Genomic DNA, 11,243 nt, shown 5'->3' with positions numbered 1-11,243 from the left:
TACTACCGGCTGGTGGACGACGACCGCCGGTTCTACATGGACTACACCGGCACCGGCAACTCGCTCAACGTCCGCAACCCGCACACCCTCCAGCTGATCATGGACTCGCTGCGGTACTGGGTGACCGAGATGCACGTCGACGGGTTCCGTTTCGACCTCGCCGCCACGCTGGCGCGTGAGTTCTACGACGTGGACCGGCTGAGCGCGTTCTTCGACATCGTCCAGCAGGACCCGGTGATCAGCCAGGTCAAGCTGATCGCCGAGCCGTGGGACGTCGGCCCTGGCGGCTACCAGGTGGGCAACTTCCCTCCACTGTGGACCGAGTGGAACGGCAAGTTCCGGGACACCGTCCGGGACTTCTGGCGCGGTGAACCGGCGACGCTGGGCGAGTTCGCGTCCCGCATCACCGGTTCGTCGGACCTGTACCAGGACGACGGCCGCAGGCCGTTCGCGTCGATCAACTTCGTCACCGCGCACGACGGCTTCACGTTGAACGACCTGGTGTCGTACAACGACAAGCACAACGAGGCCAACGGCGAGCAGAACCGTGACGGCGCCAACGACAACCGGTCGTGGAACTGCGGAGCCGAAGGACCGACCGACGATCCCGAGGTGCTGGCCCTGCGGGCCCGGCAGCGCCGCAACATGATCGCCACCCTGATGCTGTCGCAGGGCGTGCCGATGCTGCTGGCGGGTGACGAGATCGGCCGCACCCAGAACGGCAACAACAACGCCTACTGCCAGGACAACGAGATCTCCTGGGTCGACTGGGAACGGGCCGAGGAGTACGCCGACCTGAAGACGTTCACCGCCGGGCTGACCAAGCTGCGCCGGGAGCACCCGGTGTTCCGGCGCCGCCGGTTCTTCGCCGGACGGCCGATCCGCAAGAGCGACGAACTGCGCGACATCGGCTGGTTCACGCCCAGCGGCCAGGAGATGACCGAGCAGGACTGGGAGTCCGGGTTCGGCCGGTGCATCGTCGTGTTCCTCAACGGCGAGGGCATCGCGGACCTCGACCAGCGCGGCGAGCAGGTCACCGACGACTCGTTCCTGTTGTGCTTCAACGCCCACCACGAGGACATCGACGTCACGCTGCCCAACGGCGACTACGCGGAGAACTGGACCGTCGTGGTGGACACCGCGACCGGTGAGATCGGCACCGGCCCGGCCATCCCGGCCAAGTCCACGCTCAAGGTGGTCGCCCGTTCGCTGGTCGTGCTGCAACGAACCGAGGAAGAGGTTTGATGATCCCCAGCTCCACCTACCGCCTCCAGCTCGGGCCGGACATGACGTTCGAGCACGTCGCCGAGATCGCGGACTACCTCGCCGCGCTGGGCGTCGGCGCGGTGTACACGTCCCCGGTGCTGGCCGCGACGCCGGGCTCCACGCACGGCTACGACGTGGTGGACCCGACGACCGCCAGCCCGGTGCTGGGCGGCGAGGACGCCCGCATGCGACTGGTCGGTGAGCTGCAGGAGCTGGAGCTGGGACTGGTCATCGACATCGTGCCCAACCACATGGGCATCGCCGACCCGCCGGCCAACCCGTGGTGGTGGGACGTGCTGGCGAACGGCCGTTCGTCGAAGTACGCCCGCTACTTCGACATCGACTGGGACACCGGCCCGGTCCTGGTACCCGTGCTCGGTTCGGACTCGGTGGACGATCTGTCCGTCGAGGACGGTGAACTGCGGTACCACGACCACCGGTTCCCGATCGCGCCCGGCACCGAAGGCGGCACGCCGCAGGAGGTGCACGAGCGCCAGCACTACCGCCTGGTCAACTGGCGGCGGGGCAACTCGGAGCTGAACTACCGGCGGTTCTTCGACATCACCACGCTGGCCGCGGTGCGGGTCGAGGACCCCGAGGTGTTCGAGGCCACGCACGCGACCGTGCTGCGGTGGATCTCGAACCTGGAGGTCACCGGGCTGCGGATCGACCACCCGGACGGCCTGGCCAACCCGGGCGAGTACCTGCGGCGGCTGCGTGCCGCGGCGCCGTCGGCCTGGATCGTGGCGGAGAAGATCCTCGGCCCGGACGAGAAGCTGCCGTCGTCGTGGCCGGTGCACGGCACCACGGGCTACGACGCGCTTCGCCTGGTGTGCGGGGTGTTCGTCGATCCAGCGGGGGAGCAGGGTTTCACCGAGCTGGCGGGCGATCAGGACCTGCACGCGATGGAGGCCGACCGCAAGCGGTGGGCCGCCGAGCACCTGCTGCGCGCCGAAGTCCGCCGGATCGCCCGGCTCGGGGTGCCGGAGGAGGCCGTCCTCGCCTTCCTGCCGCGATTCCCGGTGTACCGCTCGTATCTGGCCGATGGCGTGACCGAGAACCTGCCGTCCGGCGGGATCGGTGAGCGGATGATGGCCGACCCGGGCGGCGAGCTGACGTCCCGCGTCGAGCAGACCGCCGCGATGGTGATGGCCAAGGGCGTCGAGGACACGACTTTCTACCGGTACAACCGGTTCGTGGCGCTGAACGAGGTCGGCAGCGACCCCGGCCGGTTCGGCGTCCCGGTGGCGGAGTTCCACGCCAAGGTGGCCGAGGCGGCCGAGACGAGCATGACCACACTGTCCACTCACGACACCAAACGCTCCGAGGACGTGCGCGCCAGGCTGGCCGTGCTGTCGGAGCTGCCCGGTGAGTTCGCGGGCCTGGTGCACCGGTGGACCGCGAAGGCCGGGCTGTCCGAGCCGACGCTGAACCTGCTGGCGTGGCAGACGATCGTGGGCGCGTGGCCGATCAGCGCGGAGCGGCTCCAGGGGTATCTGGAGAAGGCGTCCCGGGAAGCCAAGATCGCGACCAGCTGGACCGACCGCAACGAGGAGTTCGACGCCGAGGTGGCCGCGTGGCCCGCGCGGGTGATCGCCGAGCTGGGTGCGGAGATCGAGGAGTTCGTCTCGCGCGTGCGCGGCCCGGGCTGGTCGAACTCGTTGGGGCAGAAGCTGGTGCAGCTGACCATGCCCGGTGTCCCGGACGTCTACCAGGGCACCGAGCTGTGGGACTACTCGCTGGTCGACCCGGACAACCGGCGGCCGGTGGACTTCGGGTCGCGCCGCGACATCCTGGCCGGGATCGAGTCGGCCGCCACGCCGCCGCCGATCGACGAGTCCGGCGCGGCGAAGCTGCACGTGGTGTCGAAGGCCCTGCGGCTGCGCTGGGAACGGCCCGAGCTGTTCACCGGGTACGCGCCGGTCACCGCCACAGGCGGGGCGGCCGAGCACGTGATCGGCTTCTCCCGCAACGGGTTGGTCACATTGGCGACGCGGTTGCCGGTGGGGCTCGGGCGGTCCGGCGGGTGGCGCGACACGGCCGTCGCCCTGGACGGCCCCTGGACCGACGTGCTGACTGATCGGTCGTATTCCGGCGACGTCCAGGTCGCCGACGTGTTCTTCCAGTATCCGGTGGCACTTCTGGTTCGGAGCGGCGAGTGACGTTCTCGGTGTGGGCGCCCGGCAAGTCGCGGGTGCGGGTGCGGGTCGACGGCGAAATCCACCCGATGACCGGGGAACCCGGTGGCTGGTGGCGTGCCGACGTGCCGGGCACCGACTACTCGTTCTTCGTGGACGATGACGAGACGCCCTTGCCGGACCCGCGCTCGCTGCGGCAGCCGGAAGGCGTTTTCGGTCCGTCCCGGGTCTACGACCACGGCGCCTTCTCGTGGACCGACCAGTCCTGGACGGGACGCGCGTTGCCCGGCAGCGTGCTGTACGAACTGCACATCGGGACCTTCACGCCGGAGGGCACGTTCGACTCGGCGATCCCGAAGCTGGACCACCTGGTGGACCTCGGCATCGACTTCGTCGAGGTGATGCCGGTGAACTCGTTCGACGGCACGACCGGCTGGGGGTATGACGGCGTTCTGTGGGGCGCGGTGCACGAGCCCTACGGCGGGCCGGACGGGTTCAAGCGCTTCGTCGACGCGGCGCATGCCCGTGGGCTTGCCGTGGTGCTGGACGTGGTCTACAACCACATGGGGCCGTCCGGGGCGTTCCTCGACCGCTTCGGGCCGTATTTCGCCGGCCGCAACCTGTGGGGCCCGGCGTTGAACGTGACCGGCCCCGGTTCCGACGAAGTCCGCCGGTACGTGCTGGACAACGCGTTGATGTGGTTCCGGGACTTCCACGTCGACGCGCTGCGCCTGGACGCCATCCACGCCATTCTGGACACCCGGGCCACGCACATCCTTGAGGAGATGGCGCAGGAGGTCGATGCCCTGTCCGCCGCCCTGCGGCGGCCGTTGAGCCTGATCGCCGAGTCCGACCTGAACGATCCGCGGCACGTCACACCACGCGCCGCCGGCGGTTATGGCCTCGCCGCGCAGTGGTGCGACGACCTGCACCACGCGTTGCACGTCTTCCTGACCGGCGAGACGCAGGGCTACTACGCGGATTTCGCCGCCCCCGGGGCCCTGAAGACCACGCTGGAGAACGCTTTCTTCCACGCCGGAACGTGGTCCTCGTTCCGTGACCGCACCCATGGCCGTCCGATCGACAAGTCGGTGACGTCCGGCCATCGGTTCCTGTGTTTCCTGCAGAACCACGACCAGATCGGCAACCGGGCGCAGGGCGACCGGATGTCGGCGACGGTCTCGCCGGGGGTGCTCGCCTGCGGTGCCGCGATCATGTTCTGTTCTCCTTACACGCCAATGGTGTTCATGGGGGAGGAGTGGGCGGCGTCGACCCCGTGGCAGTTCTTCGCGTCATTCCCCGACCCCGGCCTGGCCGACGCTGTCCGGACCGGCCGCCGCAAGGAGTTCGCCGAGCACGGCTGGGGCGAGTCCGAGGTGCCCGACCCGATGGACCTGCGGACGGTCGAGAACTCCCGGCTCGACTGGTCCGAGGTGGACAGTCCCGGGCATGCCGCCGTGCTGGAGACGTACAAGTCGCTGATCGCCCTGCGCCGCAAGCACCCCGAGCTGTCCGATCCGCGACTGGACACGTTCTCGGTCGATCAGGACGACCGCGTGGTGACACTGCACCGCGGTCGCATCCAACTGGTGTGCAACCTGGGCAAGACCGACGTCCCCCGGCCGTCCGGCGAGGTCCTGCTCGGGGTGACCGGCCCGGTGATCCCGCCCGAGAACTTCGCCATCGTCGCCCGCTGAAAACCCTCGTGAGTGTTTGTCCGGGTTAGAACACGGATAAACACTCACGACGGTTGGGCGGACGTCTGTTGTCAAATGTAGTAGGTCTGCTACATTTCGACGGAGACATGAGATGGGGAGGGGGCCATGATCGGAGACGATCTGGTGCTCGACGTCCGCGATCTGCGGATGCGGTACGGCACGAACGACGTGCTGAAGGGCGTGACCTTCCAGGCACGCCGTGGGGAGGTGTTGTCGCTGCTCGGGCCGAACGGCGCGGGCAAGACGACGACGATCGAGATCCTCGAGGGCTTCCGGATGCGGTCCGCGGGCGAGGTCTCGGTGCTGGGGGTCGACCCGGCCAACGCCGACGAGAGCTGGCGGGCGCGGCTCGGCGTGGTCCTGCAGTCGTGGCGTGACCACGGCAAATGGCGGGTGCGGGACCTGCTGGCGCATCTGGCCACCTTCTACGAGCCCTATCACCGGCCGTGGGATGCCGACGAGCTGATCGAGGTGGTCGGCCTGACCGAGCACGCCCGCAAGCGCGTGCACAGGCTCTCCGGCGGGCAGCGGCGCAGGCTGGACGTGGCCATCGGCATCGTCGGGCGTCCGGACCTGCTGTTCCTCGACGAGCCGACGGTCGGTTTCGACCCGGCGGCCCGGCGTGAGTTCCACGAACTCGTGCACCGGCTGGCCGACGAGGACACCACGATCCTGCTGACCACGCACGACCTGGCCGAGGCGGAGAAACTCGCGGACCGGATCCTGATCCTGGCGGGCGGCAAGGTGATCGCCGACGGGTCCGCCGACCAGCTGTCGCTGCAGATGGCCACCGAGACCGAAGTGAAGTGGACGCTGCACGGCCAGCGGTACGTGCACGCGACGACCGAGGCGACGAAGTTCGTGCACGACCTGTTCAAGCAGCACGGCGACGACATCGCCGATCTGGAGGTGCGCCGCGGCACGCTGGAGGACACGTACATGGCCATGGTGGTGGCCTTCGAGTCCGGCCAGTACGAGGCCGCGGAGCGTGAGTTCGTGGAGGTGGCCCGATGACGCCGCTCGTGTCCGCCGCCCGGTCGGGCATGCGGCGTGGCCTGTTCGAGTTCCGGCAGTCGTTCATCACGTCGACCGACATCATCGGCATCGTGGTGCCGAACCTGATCCTGCTGACCGTGATGATCTTCATGCGCGGCTCGACCGTCGGGACGACCGGGTTCTCGCTCGGCACCATGTCGCTGAGCGGTGTGCTCGGGATGAGCGTGGCGTTCAGCGGCATGATGACCGTGACACAGCACCTGGCCGTGGAACGCGAGGACGGCACGTTGCTGCGTGCCAAGGCCATTCCCAACGGCATGTTCGGGTACCTGACCGGAAAGGTCGTGCTCATCGCGTGTCTCACGGTGGTGAACCTGCTCGTGATCCTGATCCCGGGGCTGTTGCTGTTCGACGGTCTCGCGCTGGACTCGGTCGGCTCATGGGTGACTCTGATCGGCGTGCTGGTGCTCGGCCTGCTGGCGACGATGCCGATCGGCGCGATCCTCGGCTCGCTGTTCGAGAACCCGCGCAACGCGGGCGTGCTGATGCTGCCGGTGATGGGCCTGGTCGCGATCTCCGGTATCTTCGCCCCGCTCGGCGAGATGACGGAGTGGCTGCGGTTCGTCGGCCAGCTGTTCCCGATCTACTGGCTGGGCCTGGGAATGCGCTCGGCCCTGTTGCCCGACAGCATGGCGGTCGTCGAGATCGGCGGTTCGTGGCGGCACCTGGAGACGATCGGTGTGCTCGGTCTCTGGGCGGTGATCGGCTTCATCCTCGCCCCGGCTGTGCTGCGCAGGATGGCACGCCGGGAGTCGGGGGCGAGCATGGCGCAACGGCGTGAGAAGGCACTACAGAGGGTGACATGAGCGAGGCCATCTACAACCGCATCGCCATGTTGCGGGCGGAGCGCGGCATCTCCCGCCGCCAGCTGGCCGACGCGTTGGGCGTGCACTACCAGACGATCGGCTACCTCGAACGCGGCGAGTACAGTCCCAGCCTCTACCTGGCGCTGAAGATCGCCGAGTACTTCGAGGTGGCCGTGGAGGTGGTGTTCTCCACGTCACCGTTCCCCCGGATCGGCGCGGAGAAAGCCGGCTGACCTGCCAGCCACCAGGCCGATGGACGCCTGGCCAACGCCAGAGCGAGCGCCGCGGAACTCTGCCGCGGCGCTCGTCCCGTGGAGTCCCAGCCGCCGGGCCGAGGCGCGGGCGATTCTGCTTGATGTAGGCTTGAGACAGCGTCCAGCTCGGGAGTGATCCTCGTCACGCGTTTTCAGGCCGACTTGACAGGGTCCGGTCATAATTCGGGCGCCTGTTCGCCCTGCTCAGGGCTACAATCTAGGCTGAATCGTACCTGTTCGAGTGACACGGGCGTCTTGTTGCCATGTGTCGATCGTCGCACACGTGGAATACCAAGCAGACAGGTACCGTTGAACGCTGCGTAACCGGCAAACGCCCGGACACCTCGTTCACAGCCTCGCGTCGGACCAAGGCGGCGTGGGGTGAGACCTGCGCGCCCTTGAAAGGGGGAGACCATGTCCGTCGAGACGACCAAGGCCGTTCCACGCCTCCGCGAAGACGCCGATCTGGTTGGATACTACCTGGCCGAGGTCGGAGCGACACCACTGCTCACCGCACAGCAGGAAGTCGAGCTCTCCAAGCGTATCGAAGCCGGACTCTACGCCACCGAGCTGCTCCGTCGCCACGCCGAAGGCGAGGAGATCCCGCACGACCCGGCCGAGCTGAAGATCATCGCCCGGGAGGGCGTCCGGGCCAAGGACCACATGATCCGCGCGAACCTGCGGCTCGTGGTCTCCCAGGCCCGTAAGCGCGCGCAGGCCGGCCTGCCGATGCTGGACGTCATCCAGGAGGGCAACCTCGGCCTGATCCGCGCGGTCGAGAAGTTCGACTACTCGAAGGGCTTCAAGTTCTCCACGTACGCCATGGCCTGGATCAAGCAGGCGATCGGCCGTGGCCTGGCCGAGCAGACCCGCACGGTGCGGCTGCCGGTGCACGTCGTCGAGGAGCTGGCGAAGTTCCGCAGGGTCGAGCGCAAGCTGGAGAGCAAGCTCAACCGCGACCCCACGCCGGAGGAGCTGGCCGAGGAGGTCGGCACCACGGCCGAGCGGATCGTGGAGCTGCGTCGCGCCGGCCGTGACGCGGTCAGCCTGGACACCCCGGTCGGTGAGGACGGCGACTCGAAGATCGCCGACCTCGTGCCCGACATGGAGGCGGAGAACGCGGCCGAGATCCTCGAGCGTGAGGAGCTGTACAGCGAGCTGCGCAAGCAGATCGCCACGCTCCCGCAGCGGGAGGCGCTGATCCTCTCGTTGCGCTACGGCCTGCACGACGGCCACGAGTACACGCTGCAGCAGGTGGCCGACCGCATCGGGCTGACCCGTGAGCGGATCCGCCAGCTGGAGAAGCACGCGCTCGCCGAGCTGCGGCACCCGAGCCGCAACCAGAACCTGCTGGCCCTGGCAGGCTGACAGTTCCCACAGCACGCCCCGGTCCACGACGGCCCGGGGCGTTTTTGTCTCAGTTCACGACCTGCGCCAGCACGGCCGTGAACGCCTTCTTGTCGACCGTCACCGGGTCGGCGGCCAGCCAGCCGCCGATCTCCCTGACGAAGTCGGCCGGGACCATCGGCGGGATCGTGGCGCCTGTGTAGTCCGTGGTGATCTCGCCGGGCCTGCTGGGGTACAGCAGCAACACCCCGCGCACCTCCAGTTCCGGCCAGTGCGCGCGGAACTCCGCCAGCTGCGACGCCAGGTGGATCGACCCGCCACGGAACGGGTGGTCGTTGCGCCAGACCTCGCCGTCCTCGTCGACGTCGTAGTGGCCTGGCAGCCACATCTTCGACTCGATCAGCACGAGCCTGCGTCCGCACAGCACAGCGTGGTTCACGTCGGCGAACACCGAACCCGGCTCGGCGATGCCGTGGAAGATGCGCACAGCGGGCAGCCGCGTGAAGTATGTGGCCAGCAGGTTCGCTGTCAGCTGCTCGGCGCGGTGGTCGGTGCCGACGCCGGGCGTGCCGTAGATCTGGTTCACGCCGAACCGCGCCAGAAACGCCTTGTTCGCCGTCCGCACGTCGAGATGCCGTCGCACGGACTTCAACAACGCGGCCCCCGAGGCCAGCAAGGCGAGCAGCCACATCACCAGCAACGGCACGGGCGGCGACACCAGCATCAACGCCAGCAACAGGACCACCCAGCCGGCGATCGCCGCGGCCAGTACCGGCGGCTCCGGCCTGAGCGGCGGCGACATCACCGCCTGCGTGGTGGTCACGGTGTGCCACCACGGGATCGAGTCGACCGGGATCTCGGCCTGCGCCGGAACGTAGTTCGGGTCGTCCCGCACGATCTTGCGGGCGACGCGCGGGACCGTGGGCGCGGCAGGCGCTTCGTCCTCGTCGTCTTCCTCGCTGTCGTAGTACGCCCGGCGCGCGGGATCCGACAGCGTCTCGTACGCCTCGCGCAGGAGCCGGAACGTGCCGGCCGTGCCACCCGCGTCAGGGTGCATGACCTTGGCCAGTGCCCGGTACGCCGACCTGATCTCGTTCGCTGTGGCGTTCTCGTCGACGCCAAGCAGTTCGTAGTAGTCGACGTTCTGCACGCGACAAAGATATTGGGTCCCGGTCCCGCTCAACGAAACGGGCCACTCACCGCGGGTGAGGGGTGAGGAGCCAGGAGGGGCGGCCGTTACCGGATCAGGGCGCTGACTCGATCAAGGTCGGGCCGCTCACTCACCCCTGGCTCGGGACGCGCGGGACGCCGTCCTGAGCTGGTCGGCCTGGTCGGTCACCGAGCCGATCCGGTCGGCCAGCTCGGGATGGCTGGTGCGCAGGCGTTCCCGGATCGCCATCAGCGGCGGGAGCAGGGCGGCCGGGTCGTCCTCCGACAGTGCCGCGGCGAGTTTGCGCGGGCGCATCCCCGGCAGGCCGATGACCTGCCCGGCGAGCTGGCGCAGGACCGCGGCGTTCTTCCGGGCCCATTCGCCGACCGCGCGGTCGGCGGCCCGGCGGTCGCGAACCTCGCGGACTCGTTGTTCGCCAACGGATGTGCCGGACGGCAGCGGGCTCAGCCGCAGGTAGCGGCGTTCGGCGGCCTGTCTGCTGGCCAGGCCCAGCGCGGGTGCGATCGCCGCCCAGCTGGCGCCCTGGTCGCGGGCGGCGGAGATGAGTTCCGGTTCCCAGCGCGCCAGGTCGTCCCGCACCTGCCGCAGGACGACCAGGGCGGCGAGCAGTTCCGCGGAGGTCGGCTGGTCACCGCCCTCGGCCACGCGCCGCACCAGGCTGATCGCCTCGGTTGTCGCGGACTCGCCCCAGCCCTGTTCGGCCAGGAAGCGCCGCGCGTCGTCGTAGCTGTCCATGAACGTCATCATGATGACGACATTGGCTCTTGTCAACGGACCGATGACAGTGCTAGAACAGAGGTACGTGCGTAACAACACCACCGACACGGCAAGGGAGGATCCGACAATGTTGATGCGCACCGACCCGTTCCGGGAGCTCGACCGGCTGACCCAGCAGTTCTTCCAGCCCGCGGGAACGTGGACCAGGCCGGCGTCGATCCCGATGGACGCCTACCGGGACGGCGACCAGTTCGTGGTGCACTTCGACCTGCCCGGCGTCGACCCCCAGGCGGTCGAGCTCGACGTCGAACGCAACGTGCTGACCGTCAAGGTCGAGCGTCGGCCCGAGCACAAGACCGATGTCCAGATGCAGGTGTCCGAACGCCCGCTCGGTGTCTTCTCCCGTCAGCTGTTCCTCGGCGACACCCTGGACACCGACCACATCAACGCCTCGTACGCCAACGGTGTGCTCACGCTGACGATCCCGATCGCCGAGCGCGCGAAGCCGCGCAAGATCGAGATCTCGGCGGAGTCCGAGCCGCGGCAGATCACCACCAGCTGACACTCCACTGTGGACACGAGCACAGGGCCGGTTCCCGCCGTGGGATCCGGCCCTGTTCGCGGACTCGCCAGCCGGAATCGAACCGTGCGTCCTCTCCCGCGACGGTAGTCGCCTACCGGCCGGAGTGCTCTCCCACTTGAGCTATGGCGAGGCCCATATTCTCACTCGACTATGCGACTCTTCTCTACGCCCTTTCGAGTGCATCGCG

At 68.5% G+C, this 11,243-nt stretch carries 10 protein-coding genes and 1 tRNA gene; 8 read left to right on the top strand and 3 right to left on the bottom strand.

Annotation, left to right across the window (positions count from 1 at the left end; all coding sequences use genetic code 11):
* The 7 genes from GC106_RS46150 to GC106_RS46120 form a co-directional block, all read left to right on the top strand.
* Positions 1–1,245 (top strand): glycogen debranching protein (locus tag GC106_RS46150; protein ID WP_246368350.1); only part of this gene is annotated, 1,245 nt, incomplete at its 5' end.
* Positions 1,245–3,428: a malto-oligosyltrehalose synthase gene (locus GC106_RS46145; RefSeq protein ID WP_173142540.1), complete on the top strand. Its 2,184-nt coding sequence runs from the start codon at positions 1,245–1,247 to the stop codon at positions 3,426–3,428. The genes GC106_RS46150 and GC106_RS46145, both read left to right, overlap by 1 nt.
* Positions 3,425–5,101 carry a malto-oligosyltrehalose trehalohydrolase gene (treZ, locus tag GC106_RS46140; RefSeq protein ID WP_173142539.1) on the top strand — a complete coding sequence of 559 codons (1,677 nt, stop codon included), beginning with the start codon at positions 3,425–3,427 and terminating at the stop codon, positions 5,099–5,101. Before GC106_RS46145 ends, treZ begins: the two co-directional genes overlap by 4 nt.
* Positions 5,102–5,227: 126 nt before the next feature.
* Positions 5,228–6,136 carry an ABC transporter ATP-binding protein gene (locus GC106_RS46135; protein WP_173142538.1) on the top strand — a complete coding sequence of 303 codons (909 nt, stop codon included), beginning with the start codon at positions 5,228–5,230 and terminating at the stop codon, positions 6,134–6,136.
* Positions 6,133–6,984, top strand: a complete 852-nt coding sequence (locus GC106_RS46130; protein ID WP_173142537.1) for an ABC transporter permease — start codon at positions 6,133–6,135, stop codon at positions 6,982–6,984. The genes GC106_RS46135 and GC106_RS46130 overlap by 4 nt, the downstream gene beginning before the upstream one ends.
* A complete protein-coding gene (locus GC106_RS46125) occupies positions 6,981–7,217 on the top strand; it encodes a helix-turn-helix transcriptional regulator (protein ID WP_173142536.1) in 237 nt (78 codons plus the stop codon). Before GC106_RS46130 ends, GC106_RS46125 begins: the two co-directional genes overlap by 4 nt.
* Before the next feature lie 435 nt (positions 7,218–7,652).
* Positions 7,653–8,606 carry a sigma-70 family RNA polymerase sigma factor gene (locus GC106_RS46120; RefSeq protein ID WP_173142535.1) on the top strand — a complete coding sequence of 318 codons (954 nt, stop codon included), beginning with the start codon at positions 7,653–7,655 and terminating at the stop codon, positions 8,604–8,606.
* A 49-nt stretch (positions 8,607–8,655) separates the two neighbouring features.
* On the opposite strand, the gene GC106_RS46115 is transcribed toward GC106_RS46120, so the two are convergent.
* Together GC106_RS46115 and GC106_RS46110 are read right to left on the bottom strand one after the other, a co-directional pair.
* Positions 8,656–9,735, bottom strand: a complete 1,080-nt coding sequence (locus GC106_RS46115) for a J domain-containing protein (RefSeq protein ID WP_173142534.1) — start codon at positions 9,733–9,735, stop codon at positions 8,656–8,658.
* Between the two features lie 126 nt (positions 9,736–9,861).
* A complete protein-coding gene (locus tag GC106_RS46110) occupies positions 9,862–10,527 on the bottom strand; it encodes a serine/threonine-protein kinase (protein ID WP_217281827.1) in 666 nt (221 codons plus the stop codon).
* Positions 10,528–10,600: 73 nt separating this feature from the next.
* Between GC106_RS46110 and GC106_RS46105 the strand changes: the two genes are divergently transcribed.
* Complete coding sequence (locus tag GC106_RS46105) at positions 10,601–11,035, top strand: Hsp20/alpha crystallin family protein (protein ID WP_173142533.1); 435 nt, start codon at positions 10,601–10,603, stop codon at positions 11,033–11,035.
* A 62-nt stretch (positions 11,036–11,097) separates the two neighbouring features.
* Here the strand turns inward: GC106_RS46105 and GC106_RS46100 are convergent.
* Positions 11,098–11,186 (bottom strand) — tRNA-OTHER (locus GC106_RS46100).
* Between the last annotated feature and the right edge of the window lie 57 nt (positions 11,187–11,243).

The sequence above is a fragment of the Kibdelosporangium persicum genome (assembly GCF_013280595.1).
Taxonomy (GTDB): domain Bacteria; phylum Actinomycetota; class Actinomycetes; order Mycobacteriales; family Pseudonocardiaceae; genus Kibdelosporangium; species Kibdelosporangium persicum.
The sequence above is the reverse complement of the archived record's forward strand: the minus strand, read 5'-3'. Positions and strand labels throughout refer to the sequence as shown.

Bases quoted from the DNA above. Each gene is read 5' to 3' on its own strand.
- GC106_RS46145 (WP_173142540.1), top strand. From the start codon at position 1,245: ATGATCCCCAGCTCCACCTACCGCCTCCAGCTCGGGCCGGACATGACG.
- GC106_RS46135 (WP_173142538.1), top strand. From the start codon at position 5,228: ATGATCGGAGACGATCTGGTGCTCGACGTCCGCGATCTGCGGATGCGG.
- GC106_RS46130 (WP_173142537.1), top strand. From the start codon at position 6,133: ATGACGCCGCTCGTGTCCGCCGCCCGGTCGGGCATGCGGCGTGGCCTG.
- GC106_RS46125 (WP_173142536.1), top strand. From the start codon at position 6,981: ATGAGCGAGGCCATCTACAACCGCATCGCCATGTTGCGGGCGGAGCGC.
- GC106_RS46120 (WP_173142535.1), top strand. From the start codon at position 7,653: ATGTCCGTCGAGACGACCAAGGCCGTTCCACGCCTCCGCGAAGACGCC.
- GC106_RS46105 (WP_173142533.1), top strand. From the start codon at position 10,601: ATGTTGATGCGCACCGACCCGTTCCGGGAGCTCGACCGGCTGACCCAG.